A 19,877-nucleotide genomic window follows, 5' to 3' on the forward strand; every position below is an offset into this window, starting at 1 on the left:
TGCCTGGCTCAAGCACTACAACCTGGAACGACCCCACCTCGGCATCGGCGGCCTCACGCCTATCGCCCGCGTCAACAACCTCTCGGGTCAGTACACCTAGCACGTCAGGAGTGGACCTGGGACGGCATTCGGTGGTGGTCAGGCGACAGCTGGATCCGTCCGCTGGTCAACCCTGTCCTGGAGTCTCTGCTGATGCCGGCATTGTCTGGCAGCACTCTGGTCACAGTCCGCGAACGTGACCGCGAAGGCTTTGCCGGACGCTCACAGGGCCGGCTGGTCACCGTGGAAGAGCTGTGTCGGTGGCCGGGCGACCACGTCACGCTCGAGCTCCGTGGGGACTGCATCGTCGTTCACGCCGGTGCGCTCGGCACGGCGCCTCTGCTCGTGACCTCGCGCGACGGCGTTCTCGCCGGCTCGTGGAATCTTCCGGACCTGCGCCCCAGGTTCGACCCGGAACAGTTGAACGACGCCGCTGTAACGCGGGCGCTGCTACGCCGACCGGCGTATTCGTCGACCGCGGAGTTCAAGGAGGTCTACCACGTCACCGAGCGCGCCACCGTACAAGTGACCACGTCGGGCATCAAAGTCCGGTACCCGGACCCTGCCGAGCACGTCCTGGCTGCCCGAACCCTCGCCGAGGATGTCGACGCGATCACCGCGTTCGAGGATGTCCTGGACCACGTGATCCGGCGCCTCCCGGTCCCCGCCGGCGCCGCAGCAGCAGAGTTGTCCGGCGGAGCAGACTCCGCCAATTTGGTCCTGACGGCCGCGGCAGTCCATGGAACGGTGCACACAGCTGGTATCGAAGTCGCCGGGCCGACCGGTCGCTCCTGCACGACGCAGGGATGGAAGCCGCGGCTCTTGTCACCACACTGGCGGCGGACCACTGCCACTCCCTGACACCGGCACTGATCGACCTCGGCTGCGGAACAGGGTCGCTCGCCGGAGCATTGCCCCACCACTTCACCTACCTCGGTATAGACGTCCAACCCTGGCTCGTCGACCACGCCCGTCGGAGCCACCCGCAGGCCGAATTCGCGACCGGTGACCTGCTCGAGTACCGGGCCGGGCACCCCTTCGAAATGATCGTCTGCCTCGGCAACACCCTCGCCTATCTGCACACCGACGATGAGCTCACGTCGGCCTGCGAGACGTTCGCCGCACATGCCGACGTCGGAACACTGCTCGTCGTCGGCACCTTAATCACGCCACCGCGGGTCGGCCGCTCCGAACAAACGGTCAGCGTTCCAGGCGGCTTGGCCGACGTCACCATCGAGACCGCCTGGAATCCGTCCACGTACACCGCGACCACCGTCCGCACGTGGAACCTTCCCGATGGGTCCACGCGGACCGACTGCCTTGTGCGCCGAGTACACGACCTCGACGCGCTCGACCAGGCAATGACGCGCGCTGGATTCTCCGTGGTCGAAAAGTTCGACCGCGTCGACGACAGAGGGAAAACCGTCACTGGGCCCAGCGCGATCGTGGTCGCGAGAGCGACCGAGGCGTTCCGACGTCACGCACCGTCCGCCAGGTAGCCGGTGATCCGAGTGCGGCGCGCCATGAGCGCTGCGTCGATGCGAGGAGCGACGCGTGGTGGGAGCAGCATCTTGCACTGCTCAGGCGTGTGGAAGCCGAACCCTTCGAGTTCCTCAAGATCGAGGACCACGTCGTGAGCAGCCCCGAGCTGACCGCCGTCGAAGATGAAGTTGACCAACGCTCGTGACCTCGGCCCGGCAGGAGACGCCCAGTCGACGACGAGCAGATCACCGGCGTTCACGCTGAGTCCGAGTTCCTCACGCAGTTCGCGCTCGGCGGCGATCTTCGGGTTCTCGTCGTGGTCAACGTAGCCACCAGGTATGGACCAGTGGTCGCGATAGTTCGGCTTGACCAGGAGCACCCGGCCATTGACATCGGTGATGAAGAGCGCAGCGGCAGAGTGGAACACCGCCAATTTGGCGTACCACTCTGCCGGTTCGACCCATGCCATTCGGCGACTCTACTGGCGGCCAGGCACCGAGGCGTACTCGCGAGCACGCTCTAGGAACTCGTCAACAGAAGGTATGCCGCGGTAGGCGGCGACCTGGCGAGCGAGGTTGGCCATGCGGTCGGTTACCCGGCGCGACCGTAGCCCTTGAGCGATCCGAGCGAGTGTTTCAGCATCGAGACAGACCGACTCGCCGGTGGTTTTCCATACGTACTGGTTCACTGCTTCGGCCAGTTCGGCCCTGGTCATCGGCAGGCCGCTGCCCGACGGGGACGCCGTCGCCTCCCGACGTCGGCGCAGCATGTCATTGGCCACTGCATCCCCTCACGCTGACGCTCTTCGAGCTCGTCCAGACCCTTTCGGTCCCCGACTAGCGTAATAATCAGGGTCGCCTCGGTGTGCGGTCGTTCCAGAATGCCGGGACGGCAATCTGCAGACCTCAGGGCAGGCCGCGACATCAGTTCGCTGGGACCTCCGGGTCCGCGCTCTTTCCGTGCTTGTCGTCGTACCGAATACGTGTGCCGCTGCCGCGAGCAGATCCTCGTTCATCGGTCACCCTTTGGGTGTCGCAACCACCTCCACTTCGACCGTGGATTCGATAATTGGCGATAGCCGACTTCGAGACAGGGTTGGCTCACATGCTCAGCCGCGGAGCTCGTCGTACCCAGCGAGCGTCACGATCCCGGGCGCGGCTGCGGCGATGCGCTCGTCCCCCGCGACGAGCACGTCCGCCTGGAGGCTGGCGACGGCCAGATACTCGGCCGACATCGTGTCGTCCCAGTCAAGCTGGCGGGCGATCCTCCAGGCGGCCGCCCGGGAGACCCGGTCGCCGAGCAGGCGGATCTTGAGGGTCGCGAGGTCCTCGAGCTGGGCGCGGGCCACCTTCTCGTCCAGCGACCCGTCTCGGACCTCACGGTGGAGCAGCGACAGGACGTGACTGCGGAGCACCGCTGGGCCGACGAGGAGGCGGCGGGAGCCGATGCCGGGATCGTCGCGCACGATGCGCAGCGCGGTGACCGCGTCGATCGCGAAGCGCGTGCCGCCCTCGGAGCTCATGGCTCCATACAACCCCATGCCTCTCCCACTAGGGTCTGGAACGTGCCGGGATGCTTCTACCTGTATGTGTGGGTTCGGACCGCTGACCGAGCGTCCGTGCTCGCCACCTTCATCCATCGTTACGTCGACACTGCTGATCCCGGCGACCCGCGCTTCGCATCACTCGTCCGTGCGCTGGTCGATGAAAGGCCGGAGCCCGGCGACCGCGAAGCCTTGGCCGAGCTGCGGCGAGATGCTGAGGCATCCCAGGCGTTCTCCGTGTACCTCCGCGCGTCGGCCCACGACACAGCCATCGTGACCCTCACCGAAGAGGGTGACCTGGTGCTCGGGCTCACGCTCGACGGTCCCGTCGACGATGCCGAAGTCCTGGCCCGGGCTGCCAAGCTGATGGCCGGTCTCAAGGAAGAGTTCCAGGCCGCGGCCGGAGTCGCCGGCGTCGAGCTCGCACCGCCGCAGTCCGCCTCAGAGTGGCAAGAGAGCGGACTGGGAATCCTTCACGACGGGCAGCTCGAGCGCGGATAGCAGGAACGGGCTCGGTTCAGCCGGAGCGAAACGCTCAAACCCAGACCGGAACTGCGAGGACGACGCAGGTTGCGATGGGAAGCCAGACATCGCTCGGCCGAGGTTGCGATCGCGGATCCGGTGCGAATGGTTCCTCCGCACGCGACCTCTTACTCCGCTCGAGCCAGCGGGCGTGGTCTCGACCGGCAAGTGCTGAGCGTCCGAGCATGATTCCGAAGAACGGCAGCGCCAAAGCGACGAACGTGAGGGTCGCTCGCAAGCCGATCGACCTCAGGAGATCATCGGGCCCGATCCCACCAAACCGGCTTGGACGGAACGACACGGTGAGTCCCACAAAGATCCCGATGACGACGGCTTCACCGACACGCCGGACCATCTTGCGTAGGAGTCCGACACGGTGTTGCGACCGTGGCTGCTGCCCGAAAGCAAGCTCGAACTCCTGGCCGCGCGGTCGCACGATCATGGCGATGACCCTGCCGGTCATGGATCTGCGATCGATCGGTCGGTAGCCGCCGTCACGAGATGCCCTGCCACCGCACCGCTCGCCCATGGCCGCACGCTACAGGCGGGATAGCCTTCCGGCGTGATTCGTAGGACAGCGCACACGATTGCGCGAGCCGATGGGTAGGGGCGATCCCCGGCGGGGGCGCACCACCGACGTCGAAGAGCCGCCTCGGTTGCCGGAAGGCGTCCGGCCTGCTCTCGCCGTGGTGGACCGGGTGTTCGGGTCGTTCTCCAGCCCGGACGAGACCGGCTGCCCGCACTGCTACGGCGAGGAGGAGATCGACCTCCTCCGACGCCCCGGGGTCCCCATCCCCGACACGCTGCTCCACGCTCTGACCATCGAGGAGCCCGGCCACTTCGGCGACTACCTCGCCGTGGTGCGCCGTCTGATGCCCCAGATGCTCCGCGCCATGGTCCGCAAAGGATTGCCGGACACCGACGAGACGTGCTTTCCGCTCGCCCGGCCCGAGATCGACTGGCAGTCGTGGCCCGCCGAGGAGGCCACCGCCATCGTGGCAGTCGTCGACGCGTGGTGGGCTTCGTCGCTCAGCGAGCCTACCGGCGATCCAGCGAAGGCCTTTGATGTCGTCGCCGCCATCGGCCTCGACGTGACCACCTACCTGGCCCGGTGGGAGTCCGGACCGGTCCCGGACCAGCACCTGGCAGACCTTGCCCGATGCCTGGTGCACCCCATGAGCCAGGCCGGGGAGCACGACTACCCCGACGAGAACCCGCGTACGCGCGAGGTGACCTCCGTCCTGTACGCCTGGCTCGCCGACACTGGGGCGACCCGCCTGCGGAGCCTCGGTGAGCACGAGCTCGCGGAGCAGTGCGAGCTGCTCGTGCGGCCCCTCGCGGAGCGCATGCGCCTGCTTTTCGGCACGGTGACGGAGCCGTAGCCCGCCGAAGCCAGAACGGCGTCAGCGCCGTGTCCGTGGACCCGGCAAACCTCTGCGGCATGGAGAACACCCAGAAGCAGGGGCGTCGTCCATCATGGGCGGCGCCCCGACGTCGTCCCTCCGACCTGGCCTGACATCGTCGCGACAGCCGTGTCCGACGTCGTGTCAGGGGCGTGACCGGTCGGTGTCAGGCCGGGTGCGCACAGTGGGGCACATGACAACCACAGCGATCGCGGTCTCCGGACTGCGCAAGGCGTTCAAGGACAAGGTCGTGCTCGACGGGATCGACCTCGAGGTCCGTGCGGGCACTGTCTTCTCCCTCCTCGGTCCCAACGGCGCAGGCAAGACGACGACGGTGAACCTGCTGACCACGCTGATGGCGGCCGACGGCGGGACGGCAGTCGTGGCCGGCCACGACATCGCGACCGAGGCGAAGGCGGTGCGCGCCGCGATCGGCGTCACCGGCCAGTTCGCCGCGGTCGACGAGCTCCTCACCGGTCAGGAGAACCTGCAGCTCATGGTCGACCTCGGCCCGGTCTCCGCCAAGGACGGCAAGCGGATCGTCGCGGAGCTCCTGGAGCGGTTCGACCTGGTCGACTCGGCGCAGAAGCCCGTGTCCACGTACTCCGGCGGCATGCGCCGCAAGCTGGACCTGGCCATGACGCTGGTCGGCAACCCGCGGATCATCTTCCTGGACGAGCCGACGACGGGGCTGGACCCGCGCAGCCGCCGCACGATGTGGTCGATCATCCGCGACCTCGTCGCCGACGGCGTGACGGTCTTCCTCACCACCCAGTACCTCGAGGAGGCCGACCAGCTCGCCGACCAGGTCGCGGTGCTCGACCAGGGCCGCATCGTGGCCCAGGGCACTCCGGAGGAGCTCAAGCGGCAGATCCCCGGGACTCACGTGCGCCTCCGGTTCGCCACGGTCTCCCAGCTCGACGCCGCGGCGCTCCTCTTCCCCGACGCCACGCGGGACGACGAGACGCTCGCCCTGCGGGTACCCAGCGACGCCGGCACGAGGTCGCTGCGAACCCTGCTGGACCGGCTCGACGAGTACTCGCTCACCGCGGACGAGTTCTCCGTGCACACCCCCGACCTCGACGACGTCTTCCTCGCCCTGACGGGCCACACCACGGAGGCAGCAAAGTGAACAAGAAGCCCCACGCGATCGTGATGCTGCGGCGCAACTTCCTGCACATCACCCGGAACCCGACCTCGGTCTTCAACGCGGTCCTGATGCCCGTCATCATCATGCTGATGTTCGTGTACATGTTCGGCGACGCCTTCGACGTCGGCGTCGACTACATCGACTACGCGACGCCCGGTCTGATGCTCCTGGCCGTCTGCTACGGGCTCGGCTCGACCGCGACCGCTGTGAACTCCGACATGACCAAGGGCATCATCAACCGGTTCAAGGTCATGGACGTCTCGCGCGGTGCGGTGCTGACCGGGCACGTCGTCGCCAGCGTGCTGACCAACGTGATCGCGATCACCGCCCTGCTCGGGGTGGCCTTCCTGCTGGGCTTCAGCCCGGCGGCGAGCCCTCTCGACTGGCTCGGCGTCGTCGGCATGGTCGTGCTGCTCGGCTTCGCGACCGGCTGGCTCACCGTCGCCCTCGGCCTCTTCGCGAAGTCGCCGGAGACGGCGGGACTCGCCTCGGTACCGCTGGTCATGCTGCCCTTCTTCAGCAGCGCGATCGTCCCCGCGGAGACGATGGGGCCCGGCCTGCGGGAGTTCGCCCAGTACCAGCCGTTCACGCCCGTCATCGAGACCATGCGCGGGCTGCTCGCCGGCGCACCGGACACGGGCGACGCGGTCACCGCCGTCGCCTGGTGCGTCGGGATCGCCCTCGTCGGCTACCTGTGGGCGTCGTCCACGTTCACGAAGCGAGCGTGACCGCGACGAGCTGATCCCAGCTCGTCGTCGTCCCCTCCTGAGCCGCCTCGGTGAACCCCACGTCGCCGAGGCGGCTCCGCGCTGCCTCCTCGATCCGGGCCAGGTCCGGGTCGGAGCGGTCCAGGAGCCCGCGCACGCGGCTGCTGGCGCCGAGCAGCCGTGCGGCCTGATCGTGCTGGTTGCGCCGTACCGCCAGGTCCGCGACCCCGACGAGCGTCTGAGCGACCACCGGTGCGTACCCCGCCTCGGCAGCGGCCCGGCAGGCCGCGGCCCGATGCTCGCGGGACTCCTCGAGATCGTCGGTGAGGTAGCCGAGCTGATGGTGGGTCACCGAGCGGAGGAGGTTCGCCGCCTTGTCCCCCAGCAGGGTCGTCGCGACTCCGAGCTGGGTGCGCGCCTCCTCGGCGTCGCCGCCCCAGCGAGCGAGCTCAGCCTTGGCGAGGGCCACCTCCGCCAGCGCCTCCGGCCAGGTGACCCGCGCGGCGAGCCGCTCCGCAGCGGCGATCGCCGTCGCGCTCGCGTCCTCGTCGCCGAGCAACCAGTACAAGCGTGCCTGTCCCGACCGCATCCGGATGACGTCCTCGACGGCCCCGACCTCGGTCACGACGGCGATCGCCTGCTCGTAGTAGTCGCACGCGGCGGCGAACTCGCCGCGGGTGGCGATCCGGTCCGCCAGCTCGGTCAGGGCGAACGAGATTCCGAACCGCTCGCCGAGCAACCGGAACTCGGCGAGCGCCTGTTCGAGGTGCGCGTCCGCCTCCTGCCCGGCGTGGCCGAGCATGACCCGCATCTTGCCGAGCTGCAGCCGGGCCAGTGCGCGGGCCCAGGGGTCGTCGTTGTCCAGCACCGACTCCCACGCACGCAGGGGGTCGGACCCCTGCAGCATGTGTTCCAGGGGGACCACCAGCCCCAGCAGGGCGCCGTGGGCGCCGCCCCGCAGGCTGAGCTCGTAAGCCTTGTGGATCCAGTCCGCCGCCTGGCGTTCGTCCGACGCCCGCCCGGAGCTGGCGAACATGACGACGAGCGAGTACACGGCCGCGCGCGTCGTGTCGTCGTCGACCTCACCGGGCGCCTCGGCGGCCGCGGTGATCAGCTCGAGGCCCTCGGTCTTGTTCCCGCTGAGCCACCAGTACCAGCCGGCACCGGCCGCGAGCCGCATCGCCGCCTGCGCCTTGCCGGCGGCGAGCGCGCCGCGCATCGCGGCGCTGATGTTGTCGTGCTCGCCGGCGAGCGTCGAGAGCCACACCAGCTGGTCGGCACGGCGCAGCTGCGGCTCAGCGGCCTCGGTGAGGTCGGTGAAGTACGCGAGGTGCGCCTGGCGGGCCCGGTCCGACTCCCCGGCCTCCACGAGACGTTGCGCGGCGTACTCCTTGATCGTGCCGAGCATCCGGTAGCGCGCGGCGCCGCCGGGCTCGGCGACCAGCAGCGACTTCTCGGTCAGGGCCGTGAGCAGGTCGAGCACCTGGTCCCCGCCCGGAGCGTCGCCCGCGCAGACCCGCTCAGCCGCTTCCAGGCTCGCCCCTCCGGCGAACACGGACAACCTGCGCAGCACCGTGTGTTCGGCGTCGGTCAGCAGCTCCCAGCTCCAGTCGACCATCGCTCGCAGCGTGCGGTGCCGCGGCAGCGCGGTGCGGCTGCCACCGGTCAGCAGACGGAACCGGTCGTCGAGCCCGTCCGCGAGCTGGTCGAGGGACATGGTGCGCAGCCTGCTCGCGGCCAGCTCGATCGCCAGCGGCATCCCGTCCAGCGCCCGGCAGATGCGGGCCATCGTCGGCAGCGTGGACGCATCGACCCTGAGGTCCTGGCGCGCGGCGCTCGCCCGCTCGACCAGCAGCCGGACGGCCGGCGCCGAGGCGATCTCGTGGACGTCCGCGCCCTCCTCCGGCAGGGCCAGCGGCAGCACCGGCCACAGTGCCTCGCCGGTGATGCCGAGCTGTTCTCTGCTCGTAGCCAGGATCCGCAGCCTCCGGCACTCCCCGAGCAGGCGGTGGGCGAACGCCGCGACCGACTCGATCAGGTGCTCGCAGTTGTCCAGGACCAGGACCATCTCCCGGTCGCGGATCGCGGCGACGAGCCGCTCCGACGGTTCCAGGTCCGTCGCGTCGCCGAGCAGCGTGTCGCGGAGGCCGAGCCCGGCCAGCGTCGCCTGCGCCACGTCGCCGTCCGCCCCGACGGCCGCGAGCTCCACCAGCCAGACGCCGTCCGGCACGTCGCCGAGCAGCGTGCGGGCGGTCTCCGTCGCCAGCCTGGTCTTGCCCGCACCGCCCGGCCCGATCAGGGTGGTCAGCCGGTGCTGCCCGACGAGACCGCGGACCGCTGCGACGTCGGCGTCCTTGCCGACGTAACCGGTCAGCTCGGCGCGCAGGTTGGTCCTGCGGCTCTCGTCGCGCCGCCCCACCTCGCCCCGGAGGAGCGCGACGTGGAGGGCGGACAGCTCCGGTGAGGGATCCACGCCGAGCGCGTCGGCCAGGGCCTCCCTGGTGCGCTGGTACAGGAGCAGCGCATCGGTGTCGCGGCCCGCCGCGGCGAGGGAGCGCATCAGGGCGGCGACCAGGCGTTCCCGCATCGGGTTCGCAGCCACCAGGTCGGTCAGCTCCGGCACCAGGTCCGCGCCATGGCCGAGAGCGACCTCCGCGTCGAGCCGGTCCTCCGTGACGGTCAGGCGCAGCCCGTCGAGCCGCGTGACCGCGGCGTCGAACGCCTCGCTGCCCTCGAGCTCGACGTCCTGCATGGCCGCGCCGCGCCACAGTGCCAGAGCCTCGCGCAGCAGCTGGACGCGCCGCGGACCGTCGGCGGCGTGGGCCTGGCCGACGAGCCGCTCGAAACGCACAGCGTCGACGGCGTCGGGTTCCACCTGCAGCCGGTAGCCGCCCGGGTGCCCCTCCACGGACCCTTCCGGCAGGACCTTCCGCAGCCGGGAGACCAGTCGCTGCAGGGCGTTGGCGGCGTCGGACGGCGGGTTCTCTCCCCAGATCCAGTCGACGAGCGTCGCCTTCTGAACGGTGCGGCCCGCGTTCAGCGCGAGAGCGATCAGCAGCGCGCGCAGCCGCGCACCCGGCACCTCAGCGACGACGCCGTCGTCCAGACGCACCTCGAAAATACCCATTATCCCGATGTGCACCGGCCGATTCTGTCACGGCGTGCGGGCCCTCCTTCCTGGGCCGCCGGTGCTGCGGCAGGGCCGGTCTGCCCCTGGTGCGACGACGGTCGACGCATTGACACTCTTCGATCTGAGTGGCATCGTTCACGTATCGACGTTCTTCGATACGAGAGGCTTGGCTCATGAGGGACATACGTGACCAGGGACGACGCGCCCGATCGGCAGTCTCCCGGCTGCTGCGCGGACGCACCGAGGAGGTCCTGACGTACAGCGACCGCACCGGCGAGCTGTGCGACCGCAGGTGCCGCGGCGAGGCAACCCGGAACCGGGCGCTGGCCCACGCGGAGAACCTCCTCATGCGGCCGTTCTGATCCGCACGGACCGACACACCGACACACAGAAGGAGCAGACATGACCGAGACGACGACCACGGGCGGATTCGACGGCGACCCCTGGAGGCGCTGGCCCCCGCGGCCGAGGCCGGAGGCTGTTGCGGGACCGCGGCCGCCCCCGCCGCGGCAGCCACCGGGGCCACGTCGAGCGGATGCTGCGGGACGGCCTCGGCCACCGCTGACGCCGACGCTGCCGCTTCCGCCGCCCTGGAGCCCGCGTCCGGTGGGTGCTGCGGCACGGCCGCGACCGGAGCGGCGGCGTCGTCGTCGGCCCCCGCGAGCGGCGCTTGCTGCGGGTGACCAGGCCGGACCCTGCGCGGCTGCGCGCCGTCGTCGAGTCCCTCGCGTCCGGCCCGTTCGCGGGCCGGCGCGTGGGGACCGACGGCGGCCGCGCGGCCGCCGATCACCTGGCAGGCGTCCTGCGCTCCGCGGGCGCCGAGGTGACATACCAGGAGCTCGTCGTCGCGGGTGCGGTCCGCGAGCTGTACGGCGTCCCGGCACTGTCCTGGTCGGTGGGCGGTGCCCGTCGAGATCTCGCCTTCCGGCGGGAGTTCTGCGAGCACCTCGCCTCCGCCGACCGGCCGATCAGCGTCACGGGCCCGGTCACGCGGGCCGCCACCGCCGGCGCCTGGGCGCTGCACGACACCTACTTCCCCGACGGCGCAGCAGCAGTCGCTGCGGCGGGCGCGGTCGGGGTGCTCGTTCCCCGCGGCACCGACGCCGTCGGCTGGATGCCCAAGATGATCACCGGGCCGCGGCAGGCGACCCTGCCGGTGCTGGCCGTGCGCCGGGACCTGCACGAGCTGCTCCGCAACGCGACCGGGGCGACCGTCACCGCGTCGGTCCCGCTACGGGCCGTCGACGTCCGCGGCCGCAACGTGCTCGGCACGTTCCGCCGCCGCCAGCACGACCGTCCGGCCTTTCTCCTGACCGCTCACTACGACGGTGTCGGCGACGATCCCGCAGGTGACCACGCGCGCTTCCCGGCGGCGTGCGACAACGCCTCCGGCGTCGCCGCCGTGATCGAGGCCGCCCGCCTGCTGCACGCTGTGCTGCCGCCTCGGATCGGCCTGACGGTCGCCCTGCTCGACGCCGAGGAGGCGGGCGCGCACGGCTCCGCCGCCCACGCTCCGACCGTGGCCGCGGGGACCCACGTGATCAACCTCGACGGAGCCGCGGCCCTGAGCGGGGCGCACGTCGAGGCCGGAGGCCCGGCGGAACCGCTGCTCGCGGCGCTCGACGACGCCGCCCGGCAGGTGGGCGTGCCGCTGCGGGCCCGCGCCATGCCGTCGGACAACCGCCGCTATGCCGCGGCCGGACTCGCGACGGTCGGTGTCGGCATGGGCATGCCCGGCTACCAGACCCCGCTCGAGACGCCCGACCGGGTGGAGACGACGACGCTCGTGGCGGCTACCGAGCTTCTGACCGGCACCGTCGTGCGGCTGGCGGCCGAGACACAGCCACGCCCTGTCGCCTCCTGATCGGGGCCGCCCCGTTGTCCTTGTCCGGACGCCTCGACGGCGACCAGGTAGATCTTCCCCCGTCCGTGCGTCAGATGGGGAAGAGCTACCTGGTCGGCGCCCCTCGGGAGAGTGCGGCCCGGACGCCGTCGCATGCCCATAGGGTGTGTCCGACGGTTGGCCGACGACAGGACGCGTGATGGGCGAGGCTGAGCTGAAGCGGTCGATGGGCGTGGTGGACGCCGTGGCGATCGGCCTCGGATCGATGATCGGCGCCGGGATCTTCGTGGCCCTCGCACCGGCAGCACGGGCCGCCGGCGGGTTGCTCCTGGTCGCCCTGGCGGTCGCAGCCGTCGTCGCGTACGCGAACGCGACGTCGTCGGCCCGGCTCGCCGCCGTGTACCCCGCCTCAGGCGGGACGTACGTCTACGGGCGCGAACGACTCGGACCGTTCTGGGGGTACCTCGCGGGCTGGAGCTTCGTCGTCGGCAAGACGGCGTCGTGCGCCGCGATGGCTCTCACCGTCGGGCTGTACGTCTGGCCGCAGTACGCGCCGGCCGTCGCCGTGGCGGCGGTCGTCGCACTCACCGCGGTGAACTACCTGGGGATCCAGAAGTCGGCGGGCGTCACGCGGGCGATCGTCGCGGTGGTGCTCGCGGTGCTGGCCGCCGTGGCGGTCGTGGCCTTCCTCGGGACCCCGGCCGCGGCGTGGGAGCCCACCTCGCTCGACCCGGGTGCTCGCGGGGTGCTGCAAGGCGCCGGGCTGCTGTTCTTCGCCTTCGCCGGGTACGCGCGCATCGCCACGCTGGGCGAAGAGGTCCGCGACCCCGCCCGCACGATCCCGCGCGCGGTGTCGATCTCGCTGGCCGTGACGTTCGTGGTCTACGCCGTCGTGGCGGTCGCGGTCCTGCGCGTGCTCGGCCCGGACGGGCTCGCCGCGTCCGAGGCGCCGCTCGCCGACGCCGTCCGCGCGGCCGGGGCTCCCGGACTCGCACCGGTGGTGCAGGTGGGGGCGGCCGTCGCCGCGCTCGGCTCGCTCCTCGCGCTCATCCTCGGGGTCTCGCGCACCACGCTCGCGATGGCCCGCGACCGGCATCTCCCCCACGGCCTGGCCGCCGTGCACCCGCGCTACCGGGTACCGCACCGCGCCGAGCTGGCGGTCGGGCTCGTCGTCGCGGTCGTCGCCGCGACCGCCGACCTGCGCACCGCCATCGGCTTCTCGTCGTTCGGGGTACTCGTCTACTACGCGATCGCGAACGCCTCCGCCTGGACGCTCACCCCCGCGGAGGGGCGTCCGCCCCGGATCGTGCCTGCTGTCGGCCTGGTGGGCTGCCTCGTGGTGGCGTTCTTCCTGCCCGTCGGTTCGGTGCTGGCGGGCGTGGGGGTACTGGCCGTCGGGGCGGGGTGGTACGCGGTGCGGCGTCGCCTCGCGCGACCCGTGCAGTAGGAGCGACGACACCCCGCTCCGGCAGGATGTCCCCATGGACCTCCGCGTAGCCGCCTATGCCGTGATCACCGACGACGCGGGACGGATGCTCCTCCCGCACTGGAGCGAGGGTGGCCGTTCCGGCTGGACCCTCCCGGGCGGCGGGATCGACCCGGGCGAGGACCCGGCAGACGCCGCGGTGCGCGAGGTCCTCGAGGAGACCGGCTACCACGTGGAGCTCGACGAGCTTCTCGGCGTGGACAGCATCGTCATCCCGGTGGAACGCCGGGTCTTCGGCCGGTCGTCCGCGATGCACGGGATCCGGGTCGTCTACCGCGCCCACGTGGTCGGCGGCGAGCTCACCGTCGAGCGGGACGGCAGCACCGACGACGTGGCGTGGCACTCGCCCCAGGAGGTCGACGCTCTGGACCGTGTCGAGCTCGTCGACGCCGCGCGGCGGATGGCCGGGCTGCTCGCGCGCTGAGAGCCCCTTACGGCCCACCACTCCGGCGCAAGCGACGTTGTTGGTGGGCCGCGGGCGCGTCAACGGCTGGTGGCGATAACCTGCCGCGAGCGGCGCGACCGCCGCGTACGGTGGAAGCGCCCGAGCAGGGGGCTACGGAGTGGCTGGGAAGTGGGTGCGATGGCCGAGAAGCGTGCTATCGAAGCGTGGCTGGCAAGTACCGGTGCCGAGTTCACCGTAGGGCAGCGGGAACAGTTCGCCCAGCTCGTCAACGCCTACGAGCTCACCGCCGCCGGGCGCGGGGAGGTCGGCCCGGGCGACCGGGCCGGGGCGGCGGCTGCGACGTGGGTCTGCGCGTACGAGGTCGTGCGCGGAGAGCTGGACCTGAACGCACGCGGACGGACCTACCGCGCCGCGCGGGACGCCGCGTACGTCGGAGCCGTGATCGCGGTCCTGGCCGGGATGCCCCAGGCAGAGGCCGCGCTCCGGTCGACGGTCTCGTCCGCGACGTTGCACGAAGCACTGGGCAGGGACCTGATGAACGGGCGCCGTGTGACCTGCCTCGCTGACCACGCCGAGTGCGAGGGCACCGCCGCGCAGACCGAGGCGTGGATCGAACAGCACCTCGCCCAGATTCCGCACGCCGACCACGAGCCCGTCTCGTTCCGCGTGCACTACGCCACCCGCCGGCTCACCAGCCTCGTCCAACGCAACCCCGTCCTTGGGCGGGACGACCTCTGACGCCGAAGCCCGTCCGACACGGGCCACCTGGATTCACTCAGCGCAGTGCCTGTGCGCCGATGACGGAGAGGACCTGGAGCTTCTCGTAGCTCTCGCTGCCGGGTACGGCGGTGTAGACCATCAGGGCGTGAGCCTGGCCCGGGTCGATCAGCCGCTGGCAGTTGAGCTCCAGGGCGCCGACCTCGGGGTGGACGAAGTGCTTGACCTGGTGCGGGTGAATCCCGATCTCGTGGTCGTCCCACACCCGCCGGAACTCCTCACTGCAGTCCAGGAGCAGACCGGCCAGGTAGGCGGCGCGGGAGTCCGGGCCGCGGAGGGTGACGAGACCACGCAGCCCGGCGGTATACATCCGGGTCATGAACGCGTGCTCCTGCGGGGCGTAGAGGTTCCGGGCGTCCGGGTCGGTGAACCACCGGTAGCCCATGCTGCGGGCCGGCCCGGTGTACCGGGTCGTGTCACCGGTGAGCGCGATACCCATCGGCGTCTGCCGCAGGGTCTCGCCCAGCTCGTTGACCACCTCGGCGGGGTGTCCTCCAAGCGGTCGAGGATACGCAGCAGCCCCGGGCTGATGTGCTCGCTCGAGCTTCCCCTGAGCGGCGGGTTGTGACCGGCCAGCCGGAACAGGTGGTCGCGTTCGTCGATCGACAGGTGCAGCCCCTGGGCGATCGAGGCGAGCATCTGCTGCGACGGCTGTGGCCCGCGCTCCCGCTCCAGGCGGGAGTAGTAGTCGACCGACATGTTGCACAGAGTCGCGACCTCCTCGCGCCGCAGCCCGCTGGTCCGACGGCGCTGCCCGCGAGGCATACCGACGTCCTCCGGCTGCAGTGCCGCACGGCGGTTGCGGAGAAAGCTCGCCAGCCCGGTTCGATCGATCATGACGCTCCCCTTCTGGAGTACTGCCTCGTTTCTACCCCGTGCGAGACGCCGTAGCCACGGCCTGCCGATCCCCCTCAACGAGCGGAACCGTGACCTGGCCAGCCTGTGACCGGGAGGTCCTGGATGGGTCTCCGCCGTCCGCCAATGATCGGTACCAGGCCGAGCACACCACCTCGTGTGTCGTCGGCCGAACCGTGATTCGCACAAAGGAGCAGAGCAATGCCACGTACACCGATCGACATCGCAGTCCCCGACCTGTCCGGCAAGCGCGTGCTGGTCACCGGAGCCAGCGACGGCATGGGTCTGAGGATCGCCGGTCGCCTGGCCGCCGCCGGCGCGGAGGTCGTCATGCCCGTACGCAACCCCGCCAAGGGCGAAGCCGCGATCAGGAGAATCAACCAGGCCTCGCCCGGCGCGAACATCTCGCTGCGCGCCCTCGACCTGGCCTCGCTGGCGTCGGTGGAAGCCCTGGGCGACACCCTGCGCGACGAGGGCCGCCCGATCCACCTCCTGATCAACAACGCGGGCGTGATGCGCCCCCCGCAGCGGCTGAGCACGGTCGACGGATTCGAGGTGCAGCTCGCCACCAACCACCTGGGCCACTTTGCCCTGGTCGCCCACCTGCTGCCGCTCCTGAGCGCCGGACGGGCCCGGGTGACCTCACAGCTCAGCGTCGCCTCGGCCAGCGGCTCCATCAACTGGGCTGACCTGAACTGGGAACGCAGCTACTCCGGGATGCGCGCGTACATCCAGTCCAAGATCGCACTCGGGCTGTTCGGTCTGGAGCTGGAGAGGCGCAGCAGTGCCCGCGGCTGGGGCATCACGAGCAACGTCGCCCATCCCGGCATCGCCCCCACCAGTCTGATGGCCGCCCGTCCGGAGATCGGTCGTAGCGAGGACACTCCCAACATCCGCCTGACCCGCGCGCTGTCGACCCGCGGCATCCTGGTGGGCACAGCCGACTCCGCTGGGCTGCCGGCGCTCATGGCAGCGACAGGGCCTGGCGCCAAGCCCGGCGCCCTGTACGGCCCCAGCGGCCCTGGCACCCTGGGCGGACCGCCTGCCGAGCAGCGGATGCACCGGCCCCTGCGCAGCCTCACCGAGGCCGCCCGCGTCTGGCAGGTCTCCGAGGAGCTGACCAAGACGTCCTTCCCGACCGCGTGACCTGATGACCGCCTAAGACGCGCAGCCGACGACCGCGAGCCCCGATCCGAGCCGCAGGAGAAGCCACATGAGTTCTGTCACCCAGCCCGCCGTCCGACAGCGAAGCCCCTGGTGGGTGGTCGTCGGTGCTGGCACGGCCAACGCGGTCGGCCCTCAGATGTACCTGGCCACGACCGGCCTGTTCGTGCTGCCCATCGTCGAGGACACCGGCTTCAGCCGCACGACCGTCACCGGTGCGTACTCAGTCGCCGCCGTCGGGATGGTCATCGGCCTGATCATCGCCAGCCGGCTCGTGGACCGGTACGCCGCCCGGTACATCCTTGTGCCGGCGTTCGTGCTGTTCGCCGCGTCGATGGCCACGATCGGTCTGGCCCCTCCCGTCGAGGCCATCTACTTCGTCCCGTGCTTCTTCGTCGGGTTCTTCGGGGGCGGGACCACGGTCCCCGCCACCCGCGCCGTCGTGAGCTGGTTCGACAACAACCGCGCGCTCGCCGTCGGCATCGTCACGGGCATCATCGGCCTCGGCGCCGCACTCGGCCCCCTGCTGGCCGGCGCGCTCATCGAGAGCGTCGGATGGCGGCAGGCCTACGGCTACCTGGCACTGATCGCGCCCTCGTCTCCGTCACCATGGCCACCCTGTTCGTGCGGGGGCGCGCCGAGCGGCACGTGCGCGGGCGGCTCGTCCAGGAGGTCCACGTCGGGGACCGCGACGTCAGCCTCGAGCTGCCGGGCCTGACCTTCGGCGAGGCGCTGCGCACCCGCCAGTTCTGGGGCATCGCGCTGGGCCTGGGCATGGTCGGGGTCGTGATCATCGGGCTCCAGGTCCACCTCGTTCCGATGATGACCGACCGGGGCCTGAGCAACGACCAGGCGGGTCAGCTGCTCGTCATCTTCGGCCTGGCCTCGCTCGTGGGCCGGGTGGGCGGCGGCCTCATCATCGACCGCGTCCACGGATCGGTCGTCGGCCCGATCGTGATGCTCGCCCCCATCGTGGGCATGTTCTTCCTCGAGCCGCCCTTCTCCACCGCCGCCCTCGCGGTCGCCTTCATCGGCGTCGCCTTCGGCGTCGAGGGCGACCTGCTCGCCCTGCTCATCACCCGGTACCTCGGCATGCGTAGCTTCGGCGAGATCATCGGCCCGGTGCAGGCCATGTTCATCCTCGGCAGCGCCGTCGGTCCCCTGCTCCTCGGGCTGGGCTACGACCAGCTGGGTTCCTACGACCCGGTCATCCCGGTCCTGATGGGCATCCTCGTGGTCGGCGCCGTCCTCATCGCGACGCTGGGACGTTACGTCTACCCGGCCGTAGACGGCTTCGACCGGCTGGCCGCGCGGGACGAGCTCGCCGCCGCCGAGGTGCTGAGCGACCTCTCCGAGCGCCGCGAAGCCCCGAGCCGGCCGAGCCGTCCCCGCGCTCAGGCCGATCTCTGACCCCGGTCGAACCTCGGCTCCCCGTAAGGGCGGATCGTCAGGCCCTGAATAACCGGCCTGCGATCAACGAGTGTTGGTCCCACGGACAACATCGAGGAGCGAACCACATGTCCCGCACACCGATCGACATCATCATTCCCGACCTGACCGGCAAGCGCGCCGTCGTCACCGGGGCGAGCGACGGCATGGGCCTGGTCATGGCCCGACGGCTTGCCGCGGCCGGGGCCGAGGTCATCATCCCCGTCCGGAACCCGGCCAAGGGCGACGCGGCGGTCGCCAGGATCAAGCAGTCCGTGCCCGGCGCGAACGTCTCGCTGCGCAGCCTCGAGCTGTCCTCCCTCGCGTCCGTCGCCGCCCTCGGCGACACGCTGCGCGCGGAGGGCGACCCGATCCACCTCCTGATCAACAACGCCGGCGTCATGACCCCGCCCGACCACCAGACCACGGCCGACGGGTTCGAGCTCCAGCTCGGCACCAACCACCTGGGCCACTTCGCCCTTGTCGCGCACCTGATGCCGCTCCTCCGCGCGGGACAGGCCCGCGTGACATCACAGGTCAGCGTCGCCGCCCGCAGCGGCCGCATCAACTGGGACGACCTGAACTGGGAACGCAGCTACGACGGCATGCAGGCCTACAGGCAGTCCAAGATCGCGTTCGGGCTCTTCGGTCTGGAGCTGGACCGTCGTAGCACGGCGCACGGGTGGGGCATCACCAGCAACCTCTCCCACCCCGGCGTCGCCCCCACAAACCTCCTGGCCGCCCGCCCCGAGCTCGGCCGCGCCCAGGAGACCCGCGGACGCCGGATGATCCGCTGGCTCTCGGCCCGCGGCATCCTGGCCGGCACCGTCGAGACCGCGGCGTTGCCCGCGCTCATGGCGGCCACCGGTCCGCAGGCCGGACCGGGCGCCCTGTACAGCCCCAGCGGGTTCGGCAACACGAGCGGCGCGCCGGCCGAGCAGCGGATGTACCCCCCGCTGATCAGTGCCGACGAGGCCGCGCGCGTGTGGGACGTCTCGGAACAGCTGACCGGGACGGCCATCTCGGCGGTCTGACATCCGGGTACCCCGGCCTTCGACGAGGTCATAGTGGGCCGAGGATCAGGAGGCAGGTACTCGGACCACTTGGAGGACCTCACGGGGCGGCGCTGGCGGCGGTGATGCCGCAACGCGCCGCACGCCAGAGTCAACGCAAGGAGGCCCTGCGGGCGGAGCTAGAGTGTCGGTCTGGACGATCAGTCCTTGCGCACGAGCACGACGCCCGTGACGGGCCGGTCCGCGACCGACAGCCCGGTCCCTGGCAGCTCCGCCTCGAGCCGGGCGGCGTCGACGGCCTCAAAGCTGCCCGTGACCCGTTCCGTGCGGAGCAGGCGGTCGCCGTCGTACACCTCGTAGACGCTGGTGTACGCGCCCGCGTCCCCCTCGGGGACGTAGCGGGCGACGTATCGAAGCTCCCCCAGAGCGCGCTCCTCGGTCAGGTCGTCATACGTGGCAGCCTGGTCCAGACCGGCGTCCGGTGCCACCGTCACGAGGCCGACCGCACCCGGCGCCAGCACGCCGCCGACAGCCTCGAAGGTCGCCACCCGGTCGGCGCTGCTCAGATGCCCGAGCATGTGGGCGCAGACGAAGCCCGCGTACCGCCGCCGGGCGACCGCCGGGTCCCGGATCGCCTCCGGGACCCGCCCTTCCAGCACGGTGACCTGGCGCGACAGTCGGGCGTCGTCAGCCACCCGCGCGGTCAGGATCGCCCGGTGGACCAGCGAGGGCTCCACCGCGACGACCTGTGCGGCGCAGACCTCGGACAGGAGCCGGGTGCCCACCCCGGACCCTGCACCGAGGTCCAGCACCGCGTCACCCGGCCCCAGCCGGCCGAAGGCGCCGACGAGCGCGGGGCGCAACCTCTCCCAGGCGTCCCGCATGAACAGGTCGTGAAACTCGCCCATCACCTCGTACTCGTCGACCAT

The 19,877-nt window shown here is 70.9% G+C and carries 20 protein-coding genes and 1 pseudogene; 15 read left to right on the forward strand and 6 right to left on the reverse strand.

The window, feature by feature from the left end:
- Positions 1-192: 192 nt before the first annotated feature.
- The gene (locus D1350_RS11315; protein WP_125776126.1) at positions 193-900 is read left to right on the forward strand and encodes a hypothetical protein; all 708 of its coding nucleotides are present in this window, start codon (positions 193-195) and stop codon (positions 898-900) included.
- The gene (locus tag D1350_RS11320) at positions 846-1,538 is read left to right on the forward strand and encodes a class I SAM-dependent methyltransferase (protein ID WP_125776127.1); all 693 of its coding nucleotides are present in this window, start codon (positions 846-848) and stop codon (positions 1,536-1,538) included. The genes D1350_RS11315 and D1350_RS11320 overlap by 55 nt, the downstream gene beginning before the upstream one ends.
- On the opposite strand, the gene D1350_RS11325 is transcribed toward D1350_RS11320, so the two are convergent.
- From D1350_RS11325 to D1350_RS11335, 3 genes are all read right to left on the reverse strand, one after another.
- On the reverse strand, positions 1,517-1,990 hold the full coding sequence (locus D1350_RS11325) for an NUDIX domain-containing protein (protein WP_125776128.1): 474 nt from the start codon (positions 1,988-1,990) through the stop codon (positions 1,517-1,519). The two genes, D1350_RS11320 and D1350_RS11325, sit on opposite strands and share 22 nt — an antisense overlap.
- Positions 1,991-1,999: 9 nt before the next feature.
- Positions 2,000-2,302 (reverse strand): hypothetical protein, encoded by a 303-nt coding sequence (locus D1350_RS11330; protein WP_125776129.1) that lies wholly within the window; start codon positions 2,300-2,302, stop codon positions 2,000-2,002.
- Between the two features lie 327 nt (positions 2,303-2,629).
- Entirely contained in the window at positions 2,630-3,043 is a 414-nt protein-coding gene (locus tag D1350_RS11335) for a PIN domain-containing protein (RefSeq protein ID WP_125776130.1), read from the reverse strand.
- 96 nt (positions 3,044-3,139) lie between these two features.
- Between D1350_RS11335 and D1350_RS11340 the strand changes: the two genes are divergently transcribed.
- From D1350_RS11340 to D1350_RS11355, 4 genes are all read left to right on the forward strand, one after another.
- The gene (locus tag D1350_RS11340) at positions 3,140-3,565 is read left to right on the forward strand and encodes a hypothetical protein (RefSeq protein WP_125776131.1); all 426 of its coding nucleotides are present in this window, start codon (positions 3,140-3,142) and stop codon (positions 3,563-3,565) included.
- A gap of 620 nt (positions 3,566-4,185) precedes the next feature.
- Positions 4,186-4,968 carry a hypothetical protein gene (locus tag D1350_RS11345; RefSeq protein ID WP_206074506.1) on the forward strand — a complete coding sequence of 261 codons (783 nt, stop codon included), beginning with the start codon at positions 4,186-4,188 and terminating at the stop codon, positions 4,966-4,968.
- Between the two features lie 214 nt (positions 4,969-5,182).
- Complete coding sequence (locus tag D1350_RS11350) at positions 5,183-6,121, forward strand: ATP-binding cassette domain-containing protein (RefSeq protein ID WP_125776133.1); 939 nt, start codon at positions 5,183-5,185, stop codon at positions 6,119-6,121.
- Positions 6,118-6,867: an ABC transporter permease gene (locus D1350_RS11355; protein WP_206074507.1), complete on the forward strand. Its 750-nt coding sequence runs from the start codon at positions 6,118-6,120 to the stop codon at positions 6,865-6,867. The genes D1350_RS11350 and D1350_RS11355 overlap by 4 nt, the downstream gene beginning before the upstream one ends.
- On the opposite strand, the gene D1350_RS11360 is transcribed toward D1350_RS11355, so the two are convergent.
- On the reverse strand, positions 6,851-9,988 hold the full coding sequence (locus D1350_RS11360; RefSeq protein WP_125776134.1) for an ATP-binding protein: 3,138 nt from the start codon (positions 9,986-9,988) through the stop codon (positions 6,851-6,853). The two genes, D1350_RS11355 and D1350_RS11360, sit on opposite strands and share 17 nt — an antisense overlap.
- A 161-nt stretch (positions 9,989-10,149) precedes the next feature.
- Here D1350_RS11360 and D1350_RS11365 point away from each other — a divergent pair, with 161 nt between their 5' ends.
- The 5 genes from D1350_RS11365 to D1350_RS11390 all read left to right on the forward strand — a co-directional run bounded on the left by D1350_RS11365 (position 10,150) and on the right by D1350_RS11390 (position 14,449).
- Positions 10,150-10,338 carry a hypothetical protein gene (locus D1350_RS11365; protein ID WP_125776135.1) on the forward strand — a complete coding sequence of 63 codons (189 nt, stop codon included), beginning with the start codon at positions 10,150-10,152 and terminating at the stop codon, positions 10,336-10,338.
- A gap of 248 nt (positions 10,339-10,586) precedes the next feature.
- Complete coding sequence (locus D1350_RS24105; protein ID WP_206074508.1) at positions 10,587-11,840, forward strand: M28 family metallopeptidase; 1,254 nt, start codon at positions 10,587-10,589, stop codon at positions 11,838-11,840.
- 178 nt (positions 11,841-12,018) lie between these two features.
- A complete protein-coding gene (locus D1350_RS11380) occupies positions 12,019-13,266 on the forward strand; it encodes an APC family permease (RefSeq protein WP_125776136.1) in 1,248 nt (415 codons plus the stop codon).
- A 34-nt stretch (positions 13,267-13,300) separates the two neighbouring features.
- Positions 13,301-13,729, forward strand: a complete 429-nt coding sequence (locus tag D1350_RS11385) for an NUDIX hydrolase (protein WP_125776137.1) — start codon at positions 13,301-13,303, stop codon at positions 13,727-13,729.
- A gap of 159 nt (positions 13,730-13,888) precedes the next feature.
- Positions 13,889-14,449, forward strand: a complete 561-nt coding sequence (locus D1350_RS11390) for a hypothetical protein (RefSeq protein WP_125776138.1) — start codon at positions 13,889-13,891, stop codon at positions 14,447-14,449.
- Between the two features lie 37 nt (positions 14,450-14,486).
- Here the strand turns inward: D1350_RS11390 and D1350_RS11395 are convergent.
- A pseudogene (locus D1350_RS11395) lies at positions 14,487-15,325 on the reverse strand (helix-turn-helix transcriptional regulator).
- A 219-nt stretch (positions 15,326-15,544) separates the two neighbouring features.
- Here D1350_RS11395 and D1350_RS11400 point away from each other — a divergent pair.
- The 4 genes from D1350_RS11400 to D1350_RS11410 all read left to right on the forward strand — a co-directional run bounded on the left by D1350_RS11400 (position 15,545) and on the right by D1350_RS11410 (position 18,969).
- Complete coding sequence (locus D1350_RS11400; RefSeq protein WP_125776139.1) at positions 15,545-16,489, forward strand: SDR family oxidoreductase; 945 nt, start codon at positions 15,545-15,547, stop codon at positions 16,487-16,489.
- Between the two features lie 67 nt (positions 16,490-16,556).
- Positions 16,557-17,225 (forward strand): MFS transporter, encoded by a 669-nt coding sequence (locus tag D1350_RS24110; RefSeq protein ID WP_206074509.1) that lies wholly within the window; start codon positions 16,557-16,559, stop codon positions 17,223-17,225.
- Positions 17,117-17,917, forward strand: a complete 801-nt coding sequence (locus D1350_RS24115; protein WP_206074510.1) for an MFS transporter — start codon at positions 17,117-17,119, stop codon at positions 17,915-17,917. The genes D1350_RS24110 and D1350_RS24115 overlap by 109 nt, the downstream gene beginning before the upstream one ends.
- Positions 17,918-18,024: 107 nt before the next feature.
- Entirely contained in the window at positions 18,025-18,969 is a 945-nt protein-coding gene (locus D1350_RS11410) for an SDR family oxidoreductase (protein WP_125776140.1), read from the forward strand.
- 179 nt (positions 18,970-19,148) lie between these two features.
- Here the strand turns inward: D1350_RS11410 and D1350_RS11415 are convergent, their stop codons facing one another.
- Positions 19,149-19,877, reverse strand: coding sequence for a class I SAM-dependent methyltransferase (locus D1350_RS11415; protein WP_125776141.1), 729 nt, complete (start codon positions 19,875-19,877; stop codon positions 19,149-19,151).

It is taken from the genome of Antribacter gilvus, from assembly GCF_003946865.1.
GTDB classification, from domain to species: domain Bacteria; phylum Actinomycetota; class Actinomycetes; order Actinomycetales; family Cellulomonadaceae; genus Antribacter; species Antribacter gilvus.

Excerpts from the sequence above, each read along its gene's own strand:
- D1350_RS11315 (WP_125776126.1), top strand. The coding sequence starts at position 193 with ATGCCGGCATTGTCTGGCAGCACTCTGGTCACAGTCCGCGAACGTGAC.
- D1350_RS11320 (WP_125776127.1), top strand. The coding sequence starts at position 846 with ATGGAAGCCGCGGCTCTTGTCACCACACTGGCGGCGGACCACTGCCAC.
- D1350_RS11325 (WP_125776128.1), bottom strand. The coding sequence starts at position 1,990 with ATGGCATGGGTCGAACCGGCAGAGTGGTACGCCAAATTGGCGGTGTTC.
- D1350_RS11335 (WP_125776130.1), bottom strand. The coding sequence starts at position 3,043 with ATGAGCTCCGAGGGCGGCACGCGCTTCGCGATCGACGCGGTCACCGCG.
- D1350_RS11345 (WP_206074506.1), top strand. The coding sequence starts at position 4,186 with ATGGGTAGGGGCGATCCCCGGCGGGGGCGCACCACCGACGTCGAAGAG.
- D1350_RS11350 (WP_125776133.1), top strand. The coding sequence starts at position 5,183 with ATGACAACCACAGCGATCGCGGTCTCCGGACTGCGCAAGGCGTTCAAG.
- D1350_RS11365 (WP_125776135.1), top strand. The coding sequence starts at position 10,150 with ATGAGGGACATACGTGACCAGGGACGACGCGCCCGATCGGCAGTCTCC.
- D1350_RS11380 (WP_125776136.1), top strand. The coding sequence starts at position 12,019 with ATGGGCGAGGCTGAGCTGAAGCGGTCGATGGGCGTGGTGGACGCCGTG.
- D1350_RS11385 (WP_125776137.1), top strand. The coding sequence starts at position 13,301 with ATGGACCTCCGCGTAGCCGCCTATGCCGTGATCACCGACGACGCGGGA.
- D1350_RS11390 (WP_125776138.1), top strand. The coding sequence starts at position 13,889 with ATGGCCGAGAAGCGTGCTATCGAAGCGTGGCTGGCAAGTACCGGTGCC.
- D1350_RS11400 (WP_125776139.1), top strand. The coding sequence starts at position 15,545 with ATGCCACGTACACCGATCGACATCGCAGTCCCCGACCTGTCCGGCAAG.
- D1350_RS24110 (WP_206074509.1), top strand. The coding sequence starts at position 16,557 with ATGAGTTCTGTCACCCAGCCCGCCGTCCGACAGCGAAGCCCCTGGTGG.
- D1350_RS24115 (WP_206074510.1), top strand. The coding sequence starts at position 17,117 with ATGGCCACCCTGTTCGTGCGGGGGCGCGCCGAGCGGCACGTGCGCGGG.
- D1350_RS11410 (WP_125776140.1), top strand. The coding sequence starts at position 18,025 with ATGTCCCGCACACCGATCGACATCATCATTCCCGACCTGACCGGCAAG.
- D1350_RS11415 (WP_125776141.1), bottom strand. The coding sequence starts at position 19,877 with ATGGTCGACGAGTACGAGGTGATGGGCGAGTTTCACGACCTGTTCATG.